This is a genomic window from Rhodoferax koreense, from assembly GCF_001955695.1.
Taxonomy (GTDB): domain Bacteria; phylum Pseudomonadota; class Gammaproteobacteria; order Burkholderiales; family Burkholderiaceae_C; genus Rhodoferax_B; species Rhodoferax_B koreensis.
On the sequence record NZ_CP019236.1, the window covers coordinates 4,037,595 to 4,053,459 of the forward strand.

Sequence of the window (15,865 nt, forward strand, 5' to 3'; positions counted from 1 at the left end):
CCATCATGTCACTCAAGGAATACGCCGCCGAGGGCGGCACAGCACTGGACGAAACACCGGAGTCATTGGACCGCTTCGCCCACATCGAACTGGGCCTGATCGTTTCGAGCCGGACCAATCCGCGCAAAAACTTCGACCAGGCGAAGCTGCAGGAGCTGGCCGACAGCATCCGCTCGCTCGGCGTAAACACGCCCATCGTGGTGCGGCCACTGCCGGCGGATCGCCTGGAAGAAACCAGCCACACCAAGGGCGCGCGCCCGGCCTACGAGATCGTCACCGGCGAGCGCCGCTTCCGCGCCAGCCAGATGGCAGGCATCGACGACATGCCTGCGTGGGTGCGCCACCTGTCCGACGCCGAGGCCATGGAAGTGCAGCTCGTGGAGAACATGCACCGCAAGGACCTGAGTGCGCTGGAGGAGGCCGAAGGCTTCGACCACCTGATGCGTCACACCGGCCTGAATGCCGAGCAGGTCGGCGCGAAGATCGGCATGAGCAAGTCGCACGTGTACAGCCAGCTCAAGCTGCTCGACCTCGCCCAGGCGCCACGCAAGGCGCTGGCCGATGGCAAGCTCGACCCGAGCAAGGCGCTGCTCATCGCCCGCATCCCGAATGAAGGACTGCAGGAAAAGGCGCTCGCGGACGTCACACGAACCGACTATTACGGCAAGTCGATGAGCGAGAAGCAGGCCCGCGAGCACATTCACGACAACTTCATGCTGAACCTGTCGAAAGCCAAGTTCAAGATCACCGACGCGAGCCTGGTGCCGTCGGCCGGCTCCTGCCGCGAATGTCCCAAGCGCACCGGCTACGCGCCGGATCTGTTCGCCGACGTGAAGGGTGCAGACGTCTGCACCGACCCGACGTGTTACCGCCAGAAGGAGGAAGCGCACGCCGCCTCGATCGTGCAGGAAGCCAAAGCCAAGGGACAGACTGTCATCGCCGGCAAGGCCGCGCAGGAGCTGGTGACCAGCGGCTACAACGCCAAGCTCAAGGGCTACAGGCGCCTTGACGTGGCGGATGACAGCCCGACCGGCCAGCCGCTGCGCAAGATCATCGGCGCGCAGATGAAAGCCGAGGGCATCCACCCCGTAATGATCGAGAGCCACCTGAAAAAAGGTGACCTGGTCGCCGCGCTGCCGAACGAAGTGGTGCTGCGCCTGCTCAAGGCGGTGGAAGGCCAGGCAGAAGCCACCAAGACGGTGAGCAAGGAAGTGCGCGAGTTCACCGAGGACAAGAAGGCCAAGGCCAAAGCCAAGGCCACCGAGCAGCACGAGAAAGACTGGCGCGTCCAGCTGCTCACCCGCACGTGGGACATGCTCAAGGACGGCAGCACGGCCGCTTTCACGCTCGAAGTGCACCGCCACCTGGTGGTGCGTGAAGTCAGCAGCCTGCGCACCGACGATGCGGACGCCCTGTGCACGCTGCTCGGCCTGGGCAAGGTCAGCACTTACAGCGCGCTGATCGACTTCGCGAAGACCACCACCAGCCCGGACCTGCTGATGCTGCTGGTCACCATGCAGCGCGATGCCGGGCCGCATGACTGCACCTATGTCGATGGCGAACGTGTCGAAAACGTAGGCTTGAACCTGGTCGCCGGCATCGTCTTCGGCCAGCGTTTCGCCACGGTGGTGAGCGACGTGAAGGCCCAGTCGTACGACAAGTTCTTCCCCAAGGTCAAGGCAGCGAAATCTGATGTACCCCTTCCGCCAGCTGCGCGGCCGCAGGAGGGACCGGGAGGCGTGAAAAAATCGAAAGCAGCTGCGCGGCCGACGCTCAAGCCGAGAATGAGCGCAGAGGAGGCAGCTTCAGGCATCGCTAACGCGATGCGGGGCATTGAAGCATCGGCACCTGCCGATGCCCAGCCAGCGGAGGCATGGGCCTTTCCGGGCACGTTCGCGCAGGACACGCCACCCGCCGTCGATCCTGCCCTTCAGAAAGCCATCGACCTGGTCAAGGCCGAGCAAAAGGTCAACGTGCGCATGCTCAAGGCCGCATTCGGCATCGGCACCAAGGCCGCGCTGGAGATGATGGCCGCGCTGGAGAAGGCCGGCGCCGTCAGCAAGGTGGCGGACGAATTCCCGTTCGCCAGGAAGGTGCTGGTGGCGGCATGATGAAGGCTCTGTCTGTTCGCCAGCCCTGGGCATGGCTCATCGTCAACGGCTACAAGCCCGTGGAGAACCGCACGTGGGAGACGCTGTATCGCGGCCCGGTGCTGATGCACGCCAGCAAGACGATGACGGCCGCCGACTTCGAGGCCTGCCAGATCTTTCTGGCCAGCGATCCTCTCACTCGGCACCTGGTCGACGTGCTGCCCCAGCCGCTATATCTGCCGCGCGGAGGCATCGTCGGACGCGCCGATGTGGTGGCCTGCCAGCGCGCCCACGAATCGCCCTTCTTCGTCGGCCCATTCGGCCACGTGCTGGCCAACGCGCGGCCGCTGCCGTTCACCCCGCTGACGGGCCGGCTCGGTTACTTCAATGCCTCGGGAGTGTGGTCATGACGACAAGATCCGCCTGCAGCAACTGCAGCCATAAGCTGCCCGAACACGACCCCACCTGGGCAAAGATGGGCTTCTGCCTGTGCCAGCTGCGCCCTGCCTTTGTGCACATGGGGCCGAACCACCTTTGTGAGAAGTATCGAGCCGTTGACCCAGCCGCCCCAACTGCGGAGACGTTGACGTGAACGGCCGTCGCAAACCGCGCCAGCCGCGCTGGGCGGCGAAGACACCGACGCGCCTGGTGTCGATGCTCACTGCACAAGAGCGCATCGCCGAGGTGGCGTATGCACTTGTCGGCTTCAAGGCGTTGCGCCAGGGCGTTGCCACGGAAGTCGAATGGGCCGCCGTTGTCAGCGTCATGAACATGGCCGATGGCTTTGAGGTGGCCATTAATCGATCCGGCGCACGCGGCCACATCCAGGCCGCACAGCTGGCGCTCGACGAGATCATGCGCCGCGCCATGGAATCGGGTGAGTGGCTGGCCGTCCAGGTGCATTCGCAGGAGATCGAGGACATCCGCACCGGCATCGAGCTGTACCAGGCTCGGCTGCGTGAGTGCACCTATGCCGAGTACCGCCGCGTGCAGACGTATGCACGCGCCGAGGTAGCGAGCGGGGGCGGCGTGGTGCTGGCGATCGTCAAGCCCGCCCGCGAGCCGGCGCAACAACTACTTTTGGAGGCCCTATGAATACGGCATTCCTACTGATGGCGCAATACGATGGACAGGCCGTCATCCCTGTCGACCTGGTGGTGCGCGACTACTTCCCCCACCTGGCAATCGACAAGTTCGTCCGCAAGGTCGCCATCGGGGAGATCAAGATTCCCCTGCTACGCATCGAAGCCGGGAGCCAGAAAGCTGCCAAGGGCGTGCATCTCACCGATCTCGCCCAATACATCGACGCACGGCGCCAGGCAGCGCAGAAGGAATTCGAGCAGATGAATGGGGTCAAACAATGACGCGCGAAGATGCTGGTCAGGCCGACCTGGCGCTACTCGTGGACATCCATGCCGAGTTTGCATCGATCGACATCGACGATCCGAATCTAGAGTACGACCTTGGCAACCTGGTCGGTCTCTCGGCCGGAATCATGGAAATGCTGATCAGCGACTGGGCATGCGCGACCAGTGATGAACATCGATACATCCTCTGGGAGGAAGTCAGCAATCTTCATACCCTGCTTCGTTCTGTTTCCCTGTTTATTGGCGCCTGCGAAGACGTTCGCGAACCAGACTTCAGAGTGTTGGAAATAGCCATCCGTTGCATGCCACAGGTGATAGGCCTGTGCCCCGAATACGCGGACGCTTGCCGCGCCGCGTCAATCTAACCCCCGCCCGACGCACATCATGAAAAAACCAGCCATTCAACCGTTTCGCGGCTTCCTGGGCAACGGCGCTTACCTCATCGCAGTGCACACCAAGAAGTGCGCGCGCGAGCGCCGCAACGTTCCGGCGTCGCTTCGCATCAAAGAACTGATCGTCAACCGCCAAGACCTCTTTGTGGCCGCGTCCCTGGCCCGCCGCACATCATGAACTTTCAACCGCCCGAAGAAGACGACCCGCGCGACGACGATCAGCTCATGCAAGCCGCCGAAGGAAAATCCACCATGATGCTCAAGCCCGAAGACGCGCCGCTGTTCAGCCTAGGCGCAGACTGGGCTGCAGCTTGTCACGCAGCCGACTGGCCCACGCCATCCGCAGAGCAGCAGGTACGAATTGATGAAACCCGCGCCGCATTCTTGGAGGTGTGCAACTTGATTCAGGGCGCATTCAAGGACTCGCACGGCGCGGTGCTTTTGGCCGAGGCTGTGCTGAGCACACCGGGCTTCGACGGCTCAGCGACGGATGAAGCATCCCTCGATATTGAGCCAGTTGCCCAGGCTGTCTACGAGGCATCCAGCAACCTGTGGATGACCAATGCGCCCTACGACGAGTTGCACGCTGACGACAAGGCGGAATGCCGCTCAATAGCACACGCTGCGCTGGCGGCCAAAAAACGGACCCGTGGCCACATGGGCTCCACGGCCGATGGCGGCATAGACGACCACTAACCCCACCCCCTTGCCGGGTACACCATGAAAACTGACACGAACAACCAAGCGCTCCGCGAAATCGACTTGTTGCTGGGGCAACCAGGCGCGGGAACCAATGACCCACAGATCACGGTGAGTGCCGTGAAAGACCTGATCGCGGGAGCCGGCAGCGACTACCGCGCCATGTTTAATGCAGCGGTATCCAGCCTTGCGCAGATCAGCGATGCGCTCGGCATCGACCCGGAAGAGGCCGCTTGTGCGAATGGCAACTCGCTGATCCTGGAGGCCATCGCCCGCAAGAATGACGCGCTGTTGTCGGCCTTGAAGCGCTGATTCCCACCCACTGCCCGAGAAGCACATGACAGTCGTCATTGAAAAATTCATCAGTTGCGATGGCTGTGGTTACAACGCCGCAGACGTGAACCGTTCCGACTCTGCGGCCGAACAGCGGAAGCAACATCAAAAGTTCGGCGGGTGGCGTCAAGTCGGAAACAAAGACTACTGCGATCAATGTGTCGTCAGGGGCTTACACCGCCCGGACCACACACCTACAACCCCATCCTCTGTCTGAGCAAATGGGCAAGATCATTTTCAAAGCCGGCAATCCACCGCACATCGGGTGGTGGCTAACGAAGCGCCGCAGCAGCACGTTCGACTTCTGGCGCTGGTGGGACGGCATGCATTGGGGCGGTCCGTCTATGCCCACCGACACCGCGGAGCTTGCCGCAGAGTGGGCGAGATACCCAACCCCGGTGAAGACCATCCTCTGGTCTGATTACTATCCGCCAGGCGCCCGTGTGGCCCGGCGCGCGCCATAACCCACCCTCCTACCTGGAACCGCCGACATGACCACACCCGAAAACATCCGCGAAGGCGATCCTTACGACGATCCAGCGTTTGAAGCGCTGGCCCGCGAGCATGACGTGTGGGGCCGTGCCAGCGGTGCACAGTGCGCCGTCTTCTGGCGCGCAGGGAAAGAGGCCCAGGCCCGCGATATCGAGGCGCAACGGGCCGACGCGTTTGCTTTGCGCGCGCTGGTCGCGGCAGGGCATATCAGCCAGGCTCTGGTGGATCGTGCGCGCGCGCTACCCGGCGCGCCCATCGCCGAGGCAGACCGCATCAAAACCCGCTACGGCAAGTGGACTGCCCATCACGGCATCCACAGCAACCGATTCCCGGCTTGGGATGAGATGTCTGAGGCTGATCGTGCCGACTGGCTGCGCCGGCACCCCGAGGCAGGAGGATAGGATAATCGACAGGCCTGGCCAAGTGCCAGGGCCATCAAGTTAGATCGCTACAGGGTTCGACTCCCATCAATGACCATAAGCCGGTGAAAGCGGGCGGCTGGTAGCGAGGGTTCTAGCGGTCTAACTTGATGGTGAAGGCGAAAGCCTGACGGAGTTCTTGCCCCAGCAGTGCGAAAGCCCTGGGACCGCTGCGGCTGCGAAGCCTGGCAGAGCGGCAAGCACCATCAACCCATCCTCGGTGCGCCAATGGCGCCAATCGTTCGCCAAAGTTTGCGCCAAACGGCGCTTGAGACATCAACAAAATCAACGGCTTATAAAGCTTTCCTTGGATATGGCAAGTCTTAGAAACAAGCTTTATCCAAGCCGCTGCCGGTGAGGCTTAGATAGCGGGGGCGGCGCTGGCAACGGCGGGCATCGGCCGAACCTTTGCACGACGAAGGCGAGCGCGGAACATCTCGATGGGACGCTCCAGCACGAACAGCACAAGCAGGCTTGTGCCCATGACCGCGAGGAAATAGTTCAACAGCGTCGGTTCTACCCCACTGGCGCGGACTGCAGCGGCGACAGGGAGTTGCAAGACGTAGACCGGAAACGCCAGGTCGCCGAGGAGTTTGTCCACACGGCTGTTTTTCGTTAGTGCGAAGACATACGGCACAAAGGCCGCGATCGCTGCGTAGTGCCATCCAGTGCTGAAAGCCGCGACCGCGAAGCCCAGGGCAAAATATTCCCAGTGGATCACCGCACGCTTTGCGTTTATCCAGTACGCAAGCATGCCGAGCCCGAAATACGCCATGACGTACGGGTACAGGAGGTCATAGCGGAATGTTTTGTAGAACGCGGGACTCACCACAAAGTGGAAAAGCGCTTGGGTAATTGCACCGACGGCGCAGAAGGCGAGGCAGCGGCGGAAATCGCGCGCGACGAATGGTGCTGCCACGTAGAACAGCATCTCCATCGACAAGGACCAGGCTGGCATGTTGAGGATGTAGTTGGCCCCGTTGTGCTTCGGGTCGATTCCAAACTCAGAAAAGACCATCTGTCCGTGGCGCGCGCTGACGTGCACGAGCAGGTCGATGCCGAACATGCTGAAGTTGGCGACATAAGCGAGCACTCGCATCACCAGCGGTAGCTCGGCGATCCACTGCAACTGCTGCGCCATTACTCCGATCGGAACAAGGATCGCCAGCGAGACGGCATAGGTCGGCCACAGCCGAAGAAAGCGCCCCAAGTAGAAGGTACGGTTACTCGCCGGGGTCTTGTATCGCTCGTTCAGTCCCATCGTGATGTAAAAGCCCGAAAAGATGAAGAAGATCATCACCGCCGTGCCCGAGTCGAAAATTGGGAACCACGGGACCGAGCCGATGTGAGAGAAAAGCACAACAAGTGCCAGATACAAGCGAATTAAACCCATTCGATGAGCTTAGCAGGTCAACGTTGAAAGTAGCCGGGGCCACAATAGTGCTACATGAGAAATCAGAATCCCAATAGGACATTGATCCAATTGGGATTTTTTCTAATTGTCCGTCCCATCCATCATCGGGGCCACGCTGACCGGCGTTACGGGGAATTTCGTTGGATTCATGGGGAAAAGGCTGTTCGATGCCAAGCTCGCGTTGGAGGCCTTGGCGTGCGAGGCGGCAGCGTATTTTCGTCGAAAGCGCCCATCCACGCCGGCCTGGGGCCATGTCCTCCGATGCCGCCGCAACCCGCCTCGACCCAAAACGCATCGTTTAAGATGCGCCGCGGCCCCGACACCCTGCGGGCCGCAACGCCTTGGCCCCGCACATGGGCCCGGCTTCAGATTTCCACATCGCCACATCCCCGCGCGATTGACTCCCTTCCGCCGGACGAGACATGGCATCACAAGACTTCGACGTACTCATCGTGGGCAGCGGCCTGGCCGGGCTCAGTGCCGCGCTGCACCTCGCGCCCACGCACCGCGTGGCGGTGTTGACCAAGGACCGGCTCGGCGATGGCGCCAGCCAGTGGGCACAGGGCGGCATCGCGGCGGTGCTGGGCGACGGAGACAGCTTCGCATCTCATGTGGACGACACGCTGGTGGCCGGCGCCGGGCTTTGCGACCTGGCGGCGACGCGTTTCGTGGTGGAGCATTCGCCCGAGGCCATCGCCTGGCTGCAGGCGATGGGCGTGCCGTTTTCCACGGACGCGGGCGCGCTGCACCTCACGCGCGAAGGCGGCCACAGCCACCGCCGCATCGTGCACGTGACCGACGCCACCGGCGCCGCGGTGCAGCAGCAACTGGTGGCGGCCGCGCGGCGCACGCCGAACCTCACCATCCTCGAAGACCACGTGCTGGTGGACCTGATCACGCGCGGCGAGCCAGGCGGCGCGGAAAGGGCCTGCCTCGGCCTTTACGCGCTGGATGCGCGCAGCAACCGCGTGGCCACCTTCCGCGCGCCGCACACCATTTTGGCCACGGGCGGCGCGGGCAAGGTCTACCTCTACACCACCAACCCGGACTCGTCGACCGGCGACGGCATCGCCGCGGCCTGGCGCGCCGGCTGCCCGGTGGCCAACATGGAGTTCATCCAGTTCCACCCGACCTGCCTGTTCCATCCGCATGCCAAGTCCTTCCTGATCAGCGAAGCCGTGCGCGGCGAAGGCGGCCTGCTCAAGCTGCCGGCTTCGGCCGGCGGTACACGCTTCATGCCGGCCCACGACCCGCGCGCCGAACTCGCGCCGCGCGACGTGGTGGCGCGCGCCATCGATTTCGAGATGAAGAAACACGGCCTCGACTGTGTCTACCTCGACATCTCGCACCAGAGCCCGGCCTTCCTGCAGGAGCACTTCCCCAACATCCTGGCGCGCTGCGCCTCGCTCGGCATCGACATCACCCGGGAGCCGATCCCGGTGGTGCCGGCGGCGCACTACACCTGCGGCGGCGTGCAGACCGACCTGGCCGGCCGCACCGCGCTGCCCGGTCTCTATGCCGTGGGCGAGACGGCCTGCACCGGCCTGCATGGTGCCAACCGGCTGGCCAGCAACTCGCTGGTGGAATGCATGGTCTACGCGCGCGCGGCGGCGCAGGCCATCCGCGAGGCGCCTGTCCCCGCCCCGCTCGCACTGCCGGCCTGGGACGACAGCCGCGTGATCGACGCCGACGAGGCCGTGGTCGTGTCGCACAACTGGGACGAGCTGCGCCGCTTCATGTGGGACTACGTGGGCATCGTGCGCACCGACAAGCGGCTGGAGCGCGCGGCGCACCGCATTGCCCTGCTGGCCGGCGAGATCGACGAGTTCTATGCGCAGTACCACGTCACGCGCGACCTGCTGGAACTGCGCAACCTGGTGCAGGTGGCCGAACTCATCGTGCGCAGCGCGCAGGCGCGCAAGGAAAGCCGGGGCCTGCATTTCAGCCGGGACTATCCTGCGCAGGCCGCGGAAGGCGTGCCGACGGTCCTCAGGCCTTGATGCGGCGCCTCAGGCCGCGCCGATGCCCGCGATCAGGCCGCCCGGCGCGAGCCCGTTCTTCAGGCCCGCGGTAAAGGCCAGCATGCGGTCGATCGGCACGCGCGCGCGCCGGCCCAGCGCCGGATCGACATGGACTTCGTTGGCGCCGGTCTCCAGCACGCGGGCCACATCGGCCAGGCCGTTCATGGCCATCCAGGGGCAGTGCGCGCAGCTCTTGCAGGTGGCGCTGTTGCCCGAGGTGGGCGCCTCGATGAAGGTCTTGCCGGGGTTCAGCGCGCGCAGCTTGTGCAGCATGCCGGTGTCGGTGGCAACGATGAAGGTATCGGCCTCCATGCTGCGCGCGGCATTGAGGATGGCCGAGGTGGAGCCCACGGCATCGGCCAGCGCGATCACGTCGGCCGGCGACTCGGGATGCACCAGCACACGCGCGCCAGGGTGCGACTTCATCAGCAATTCGAGCTCCAGCGCCTTGAACTCGTCGTGCACGATGCAGGCACCGTGCCAGCTCAGCATGTCGGCGCCGGTCTGGCGGCGGATGTAGTCGCCGAGGTGGCGGTCCGGCGCCCACAGGATCTTGCGGCCCTGCGCGTGCAGCGCGGCCACCACGTCCAGCGCGCAGCTAGAGGTGACGAGCCAGTCGGCACGCGCCTTCACCGCTGCGCTGGTGTTGGCATAGACCACCACGGTGCGGTCGGGATGCTGGTCGCAGAAAGCGCTGAAGGCCTCGGCCGGGCAACCGAGGTCAAGCGAGCACGTGGCGTCGAGATCGGGCATGAGCACACGTTTTTCGGGCGACAGGATCTTGGACGTCTCGCCCATGAACTTCACGCCCGACACCACCAGCGTCTGCGCCGCATGGTCGCGGCCGAAGCGCGCCATCTCCAGCGAATCGCTGACCAGGCCGCCGGTTTCCTCGGCCAGGTCCTGCAGGTCAGGGTGCACGTAGTAGTGCGACACCATGACGGCATTGCGCTCGCGCAGCAGGCGGCGGATGCGCGCCTTCAGCGCATCGCGCTCCGTCGGCCCGGGCTCGGCCGGCACGCGCGCCCAGGCCCGGCGTGTGTCGCAGGCGGCGCCCGGTGACGATGGTGCGGACAGGGTTTCCTTCGTCGGCTGCTCGTAGTCGACGTCGATGATCGAGGCCTGCATGGTCAGGCCTCCTGGAAACGCATGGAGAAGTCGATGGCCTTCACGTCCTTGGTGAGCGCACCGATCGAGATGCGGTCCACGCCGGTGGCGGCCAGCGCCGCCACGCTGTCCAGCGTGACGCCGCCCGAGATCTCCAGCACGGCGCGGCCTTCACCCATGGCATCGTTGCGCCGCACGGCTTCGCGCAGCGTCGGCAGGTCCATGTTGTCGAGCAGGATCATGCGCGCGCCGACGGCCAGCGCCTCGTCGAGTTCGTTGAGGGTCTCGACCTCGACCTCCACGAACTTCAGCGGCGCCGTCACCTGCGCCGCAGCGGCCATGGCCGCCCGGATGCCGCCGGCCGCGGCGATGTGGTTTTCCTTGATCAGGATCGCGTCGAACAGGCCGATGCGGTGGTTCGTGCCGCCGCCGGTGCGCACCGCGTATTTCTGGGCCAGCCGCAGCCCGGGCAGTGTCTTGCGCGTGTCGACGATCTGCGCACGCGTGCCGCGCACGGCGTCCACGTAGCTCGCCGTTTTGGTGGCCACGGCGCTGAGCAGTTGCAGGAAGTTCAACGCCGTGCGCTCGGCGCTCAGCAGGCTGCGCGCATCGCCGGCGATTTCCACAATGGCCTGATCCGGCGCGCAGCGCTCGCCTTCGGCGCAGTGCCATTGCACGTGCGCGACGGGATCGAGCGCGCGGACCACCGCCTCCAGCCAGGGCGCACCGCAGATCACGGCGGCTTCGCGCGCGATGATGCGGGCCACGGCCCGGCTGGGCGGAACCAGCCCTGCGGTCAGGTCGCCGGTGCCGACGTCCTCCTGCAATGCCAGGGCGGCATCCCGCGCTGCCAACGCGGCAATGCCGGCCTGCGAATCGGTGAATAGGTCTGTCATGGTTCTGATGAAAAAGAAATACGGACTCTTTGTCGTGTGGACGACAATCGAGCCCGCATTTTGCCCGCGCTTTTGAAGCGCCGACCCGCCTTCCCGTTTTCTGGCTGCTGGGGCGTCTGCCTAGGCCATGGGATTCGGCGCCCTCAGCCGCCCGAGGCTGGCGCTGAAGATCGGCGCCGGCCCGCCCTCCAGCACCGATCGCGCGTAACCGAGGATCCAGTTCGCGATGCAGACCGGATCCTTCTCACCCATCTGCACGGTGAGATACCGCCCCGCCTGCCAGCTGTCCAACTCACCGCCGAGGTAGTACAACAGCGCGGACGGATGCCGCTGCCGCGGATAACACGCATTGAGCTGGCCGCCACCGAACTGGATCCATTGGCGTGGGTTCGCGACCAGGTCGAAGGTGGCGCACGCCCGTGGCGTGGACTGCGCCGCGCGCACGATGCTCAGCAGCGTCAGCTGGTCCCATACGAAAAGCGAAGCCGTGCAAACTCCTGGTCCTGACGCAGGATTGTCTGGATCCGGCAACCTGGCTCAACCCGCAGAAAGAGGGGGTTGCTTATCAGGAAACAGCGCCGAGGAAGCAGCCCGGGGTTCGGCACAGCGCTGCCGCGCAAGAGACCGGCGCTGGCCACCCATAGCAAGCGGCTTTTCGCTCTGATACGGCGGAAGCTCGTCCGTGTCGGATGTTGATTCGGCCTGACTGAAGGCTTGCGCACGGGTTACGATCCGGCGACCGCTTCCGCGCAGTGACATGCGCGGCAAACCACAATTTCTCAATGAATCTGACCACACTAACCCAGCGCGAAATCGGTTCACCATCCGACTTGATCACCCTGTCAGATATGTTCGAGGAAATGGCGGTTTCCGGGTCGTCGCTCTTGTTTCGGGGTCAACCAAGCGATTATGGGAACTTGCAGCCAACCTTGGCTCGTAAAGTGGACGGCGCTCCACACGGTGCGGTCAGCATCCTCGAAAGCCAACTGCTGAAAAGCTTTCGTACCCATTACGCCAATCTGCCGGCGCTTCCAGGCGATATGCCCCCTGCAGGCCACGTCCATGCAGCGTCGGACGTTGAGGTCATGAGCTTGATGCAGCATTACGAGGTGCCTAGTCGCCTTCTGGATTGGACGCAGAGTATTTGGGTAGCGGCGTATTTCGCCTGTGCCTCAAACTCTGGCAAGCCTGGCGAGCTATGGGTCATGGACGAGACATTGCTGGAAGTTGATCCGACCGGCATGCCAGTCGAAAAAATACGCGATGCGGTGTCTAAGTCAGTAAGTTCTCGGCCCGGCGACTACCATCCAAGTTGGGGAATGCCTTTTTTGGTTGTCATCGAACCGATCGTAAATTCGAGACTCCAGGCCCAGCGTGGAAAGCTGACCGCCAGCGACTACGCGACTTACGACCATGCACAAATTCTTTGGAAGCTGGCTACCAAAAGAACTGGGGGCGACCATCCAGGCAGCTCATTCGGTCGGTACATTTTCCGGCCCGAGCGTAAAGGTGACATCCTTCGCTTCCTCGATACGCAGAAGGGCGTAAGCGCGCGAACGCTGTTTCCAGACATTGTTGGCCTCGGCCGCTTCCTTGGCGCGGAATTTGAGGCGCTAAGATCGCAGCTACTCTGAGGTTCAGGAATAGTCGGCAGGCATCAATGTTTCGGCTTTGAACAAAGCTGTAGCGATCAGGGATTTAGCAACCTCTGTCTCGCGGGGGCCGCCGACCAGGTGAATCTAGGCCAAAACGTTTACCGTTTAGATCGCCCGGCGCGCCTCACGTCTCTTTTTGGCGATAGCTAACTGAGCGGGCTCAGTAAAAATCCGTTCCAGCAGCACAAAGCAGAAGTCCAGCAGATCGTTGGCATCATGCTCAGTTAGGTTGCCGGCATGGGCGCCGTCATTGCCATCCTCTTTAATGCACGTCGACAGATCCTCCAGACTCCGTGGAAGGCGCCCGGAGGCGAACAGCCAAGGAAGGCGCAAGCCTAAGTCCCGGCGAGTTTTTGAGTTGAGCCCCTCCACCTCACCTTGTGGCAACAGCGTTTTAGTTGTCAGATCAATGCACAAACGAAACATCGTGCCAGCAGCGTTGTAGCAACCAACGGCGAGGCACGTTGCACCCTCCTCGAAAACGGCCTGGATGGATTCCGGAAGGTGCTGGGGTGGTTTGTGACTCGAAACATCCTTGAGAGAGACATGAGCGACGTTCTCAACGAGGTCGTCCACAATCCCTTTCAATTTTGGAAGCGGAGTGTTCTCGAGGACATGATGAGCGCCCGGACTGACCTCCCGCAACACAAATGTTGTGCTCTTGGCGCACTTCCTGCAGACGCAAAACGCTTCATAACTGTTCTGCCAGCCATTCGCTGAAACAACGGATGCCGCAGATAGTTCAAAGGTCACGTGCTTCGTGCCGCATCGAGGACAGTTTGCAGTCAGCTCAGACATTTTTTTGAACCCGGTGTGGGATTGGTTAAGAATCAGCGGAGATAAATCGGCATACATCCGCCCTTACATCGGTCGCTCAACAAAAAAGCCTGCTATCGATTAAATAGCAGGCTTTCTTTACTGTACTTGGGGTGGCTGATGGGGCTCGAACCCACGACAACAGGAATCACAATCCTGGACTCTACCAACTGAGCTACAGCCACCGTAGATTCAGATTATAGCGCGAATCCTCACTGCTTCACGACGGCGGCCGCATCGGCGCTGGTTTTAAAGCTCGGCTGCGGCACGTTGATCTTGACCTTGAAGCGTTCCTTGAGCAGGTTGTAGTAGGCCGCGTTCTCGGCCGTGGCCCAGGCCTGGGCGACCTGATCGCGGCCTTGTTTCATCAGCTCTTCCTTGCCGGCTTCGCGCGGCATGATCTTATTGACCTTGACCACGGCATAGCCCTGATCGCCCAGGTCGATGCCCGCCCAGGCCGGCAGGGCCGCAGGGTCGGCGCGCAGCGCGGCATCGACCACGGTGGCGGGTTGCTGCTGGGTGGTTTCGCGCGACAGCACCACGGCCGCGGGCAGCGTGGTGGCGCTGGCAGGGTTCGCCTTCCAGGCGGCCAGGCGCGCTTCGCCCTCGGTCTTCGCCAGCGCTGCGCTGCGGGTCGCCAGCAGTTGCTGGCGCACGCGATCCTTCACCTCCGCAAATGGCAGCGTGTGCGCCGGCGTGTGCTGGACGACGCGGCCGGACACGAGCTGGCTCGGGCCGGTCTCGACGGCCTCGGTGTTGCGCTTCTTTTCGATGGCGTCGTTGGAGAACAGGGCATCGAGGAACTTGCCGCTGGCCAGTACCCCCTTGGCGCCGGCGGCGGGCTGGCGCTGCACGGTGGCGGTCTGCACCGTGAGCTTCAGGCGGTCGGCCACGGGTTTGAGGCTGTCGGCCTGCTCGTACACGCCGTTGGTGAAGGTGTCGGCGACCTCGGCGAACTTGCGCGCGGCCTGCTGGTTCCTGAGTTCGGCTTCGAGGTCGGGCCGCATCTCTTCGAAGCTGCGTTGCTTGGGCGCGCGGATGCTGGTGAGCTTGATGATGTGGTAGCCGAAGTCGGACTCCACCACGTCGCTGATGTCCCCGACCTTCATGCCGAAAGCCGCATCCTCGAACGGCTTGACCATGGCGCCGCGCGTGAAGAAGTCCAGGTCGCCACCGTTGGCGGCCGAGCCAGGATCCTGCGAATTTTTCTTGGCCACGTCGGCGAACGAGGCCGGCGCCTTGCGCACCTCGGCCAGCAGTTCCTCGGCCTTGGCACGCGCCTTCTTGCGTTCGTCGGCGGAAGCCGTCTTCGGCGAAGCGATCAGGATGTGGCTCGCGCGCCGCTCTTCCTGGCCGGCCAGCTTGCTCGCGTTCTGTTCGTAATAGGTCTTCAGGTCCTGTTCGTTGGGAACGATGCTCTTCTTCACGCTGTCCTGATCGAGCACGATGTATTCGATGGTGGCCTGCTCGGGCGACTGGAATTGCGCGGTGTGCTCCTTGTACCAGGCTTCGAGTTCGGCGTCGGTGAGCGTGACCTTGGAGGCGAAATCGCCGGACTTGAACATCGCCACCTGCACCTCGCGTTTTTCGAGGAAGGCATTGAGCGCCACGTCGGCTTCGGCCGTGGGCACGAACGAGGTGCCGATCACACCGGCGAGCACCTGGCGTGCCGACAGGTCGGAGCGCACACGCGCCTCGAACATCTCGGGCGTCAGGCCCTGGCTGCCGACCATCTGGCGGTACCGCTCCACATCGAGCGTGCCGTCGGGCTTGCGCAGAGCGGCGATCGACGGATCGGATTCGAGGCTGCGCGCCAGGCGGGCGTCGCTGGTGACGAGATGGGACTTGTCCGCCGCGGCGGCCAACACGCGGTCACGCACCATTTTCTCGAGCGTGGCATAGCGGGCTTCGGCCGAGTCGAGCATCTTCGGATCGACGCTCGGCGAACTGGTCAACACCCGTTGAACTTCGTTGCGGTGCGCCATGTCCCATTCCGCTTGCTTGATGTCATGGCCGGCCACCTTGGCCACGACTTCGCCGCCTTCGTTCATGCGGTTGTAGCCCTGGATGCCGAACAGCACGAAGGACGGGATGATCAGCAAGAACATCAAGCCCATCATGATCCTGGTGTGCTTGCGAACGAAATCGAACATGGGAAAACTCT

17 protein-coding genes and 1 tRNA gene are annotated in these 15,865 nt (G+C 63.2%); 11 read left to right on the forward strand and 7 right to left on the reverse strand.

Annotated elements, in window-relative coordinates; genetic code table 11:
- Positions 1-5: 5 nt before the first annotated feature.
- From RD110_RS18760 to RD110_RS18805, 9 genes are all read left to right on the forward strand, one after another.
- Positions 6-2,111 carry a ParB/RepB/Spo0J family partition protein gene (locus tag RD110_RS18760; RefSeq protein ID WP_076201034.1) on the forward strand — a complete coding sequence of 702 codons (2,106 nt, stop codon included), beginning with the start codon at positions 6-8 and terminating at the stop codon, positions 2,109-2,111.
- Positions 2,111-2,500 carry an ASCH domain-containing protein gene (locus tag RD110_RS18765; protein ID WP_076201036.1) on the forward strand — a complete coding sequence of 130 codons (390 nt, stop codon included), beginning with the start codon at positions 2,111-2,113 and terminating at the stop codon, positions 2,498-2,500. Before RD110_RS18760 ends, RD110_RS18765 begins: the two co-directional genes overlap by 1 nt.
- A 178-nt stretch (positions 2,501-2,678) precedes the next feature.
- Positions 2,679-3,185 (forward strand): hypothetical protein, encoded by a 507-nt coding sequence (locus tag RD110_RS18770; RefSeq protein ID WP_076201037.1) that lies wholly within the window; start codon positions 2,679-2,681, stop codon positions 3,183-3,185.
- On the forward strand, positions 3,182-3,454 hold the full coding sequence (locus tag RD110_RS18775; RefSeq protein WP_076201039.1) for a pyocin activator PrtN family protein: 273 nt from the start codon (positions 3,182-3,184) through the stop codon (positions 3,452-3,454). Before RD110_RS18770 ends, RD110_RS18775 begins: the two co-directional genes overlap by 4 nt.
- Positions 3,451-3,822 carry a hypothetical protein gene (locus RD110_RS18780; protein ID WP_076201040.1) on the forward strand — a complete coding sequence of 124 codons (372 nt, stop codon included), beginning with the start codon at positions 3,451-3,453 and terminating at the stop codon, positions 3,820-3,822. The genes RD110_RS18775 and RD110_RS18780 overlap by 4 nt, the downstream gene beginning before the upstream one ends.
- 19 nt (positions 3,823-3,841) lie before the next feature.
- A complete protein-coding gene (locus RD110_RS18785) occupies positions 3,842-4,027 on the forward strand; it encodes a hypothetical protein (RefSeq protein ID WP_076201042.1) in 186 nt (61 codons plus the stop codon).
- Complete coding sequence (locus RD110_RS18790; RefSeq protein ID WP_076201043.1) at positions 4,024-4,545, forward strand: hypothetical protein; 522 nt, start codon at positions 4,024-4,026, stop codon at positions 4,543-4,545. The genes RD110_RS18785 and RD110_RS18790 overlap by 4 nt, the downstream gene beginning before the upstream one ends.
- Positions 4,546-4,569: 24 nt before the next feature.
- The gene (locus RD110_RS18795) at positions 4,570-4,860 is read left to right on the forward strand and encodes a hypothetical protein (protein ID WP_076201045.1); all 291 of its coding nucleotides are present in this window, start codon (positions 4,570-4,572) and stop codon (positions 4,858-4,860) included.
- A 512-nt stretch (positions 4,861-5,372) separates the two neighbouring features.
- On the forward strand, positions 5,373-5,774 hold the full coding sequence (locus RD110_RS18805) for a hypothetical protein (RefSeq protein ID WP_076201048.1): 402 nt from the start codon (positions 5,373-5,375) through the stop codon (positions 5,772-5,774).
- A 379-nt stretch (positions 5,775-6,153) separates the two neighbouring features.
- Here the strand turns inward: RD110_RS18805 and RD110_RS18810 are convergent, their stop codons facing one another.
- The gene (locus RD110_RS18810; protein ID WP_076201050.1) at positions 6,154-7,185 is read right to left on the reverse strand and encodes an acyltransferase family protein; all 1,032 of its coding nucleotides are present in this window, start codon (positions 7,183-7,185) and stop codon (positions 6,154-6,156) included.
- 443 nt (positions 7,186-7,628) lie between these two features.
- Between RD110_RS18810 and nadB the strand changes: the two genes are divergently transcribed.
- Positions 7,629-9,206, forward strand: coding sequence for an L-aspartate oxidase (gene nadB / locus RD110_RS18815; protein WP_076201051.1), 1,578 nt, complete (start codon positions 7,629-7,631; stop codon positions 9,204-9,206).
- Between the two features lie 9 nt (positions 9,207-9,215).
- Here the strand turns inward: nadB and nadA are convergent, their stop codons facing one another.
- From nadA to RD110_RS18830, 3 genes are all read right to left on the reverse strand, one after another.
- Entirely contained in the window at positions 9,216-10,355 is a 1,140-nt protein-coding gene (gene nadA, locus RD110_RS18820; RefSeq protein ID WP_076201053.1) for a quinolinate synthase NadA, read from the reverse strand.
- A 2-nt stretch (positions 10,356-10,357) separates the two neighbouring features.
- Positions 10,358-11,230 (reverse strand): carboxylating nicotinate-nucleotide diphosphorylase, encoded by an 873-nt coding sequence (nadC, locus tag RD110_RS18825; protein WP_076201054.1) that lies wholly within the window; start codon positions 11,228-11,230, stop codon positions 10,358-10,360.
- A 120-nt stretch (positions 11,231-11,350) separates the two neighbouring features.
- Positions 11,351-11,674 carry a hypothetical protein gene (locus tag RD110_RS18830; RefSeq protein WP_076201056.1) on the reverse strand — a complete coding sequence of 108 codons (324 nt, stop codon included), beginning with the start codon at positions 11,672-11,674 and terminating at the stop codon, positions 11,351-11,353.
- A gap of 338 nt (positions 11,675-12,012) precedes the next feature.
- Between RD110_RS18830 and RD110_RS18835 the strand changes: the two genes are divergently transcribed.
- On the forward strand, positions 12,013-12,864 hold the full coding sequence (locus RD110_RS18835; RefSeq protein ID WP_076201057.1) for an FRG domain-containing protein: 852 nt from the start codon (positions 12,013-12,015) through the stop codon (positions 12,862-12,864).
- Positions 12,865-12,990: 126 nt separating this feature from the next.
- On the opposite strand, the gene RD110_RS18840 is transcribed toward RD110_RS18835, so the two are convergent.
- From RD110_RS18840 to RD110_RS18850, 3 genes are all read right to left on the reverse strand, one after another.
- On the reverse strand, positions 12,991-13,740 hold the full coding sequence (locus tag RD110_RS18840; protein WP_204249987.1) for a DUF4145 domain-containing protein: 750 nt from the start codon (positions 13,738-13,740) through the stop codon (positions 12,991-12,993).
- Between the two features lie 70 nt (positions 13,741-13,810).
- A tRNA-His gene (locus RD110_RS18845) sits at positions 13,811-13,886 on the reverse strand.
- 27 nt (positions 13,887-13,913) lie between these two features.
- Entirely contained in the window at positions 13,914-15,854 is a 1,941-nt protein-coding gene (locus tag RD110_RS18850) for a SurA N-terminal domain-containing protein (RefSeq protein WP_076201059.1), read from the reverse strand.
- Between the last annotated feature and the right edge of the window lie 11 nt (positions 15,855-15,865).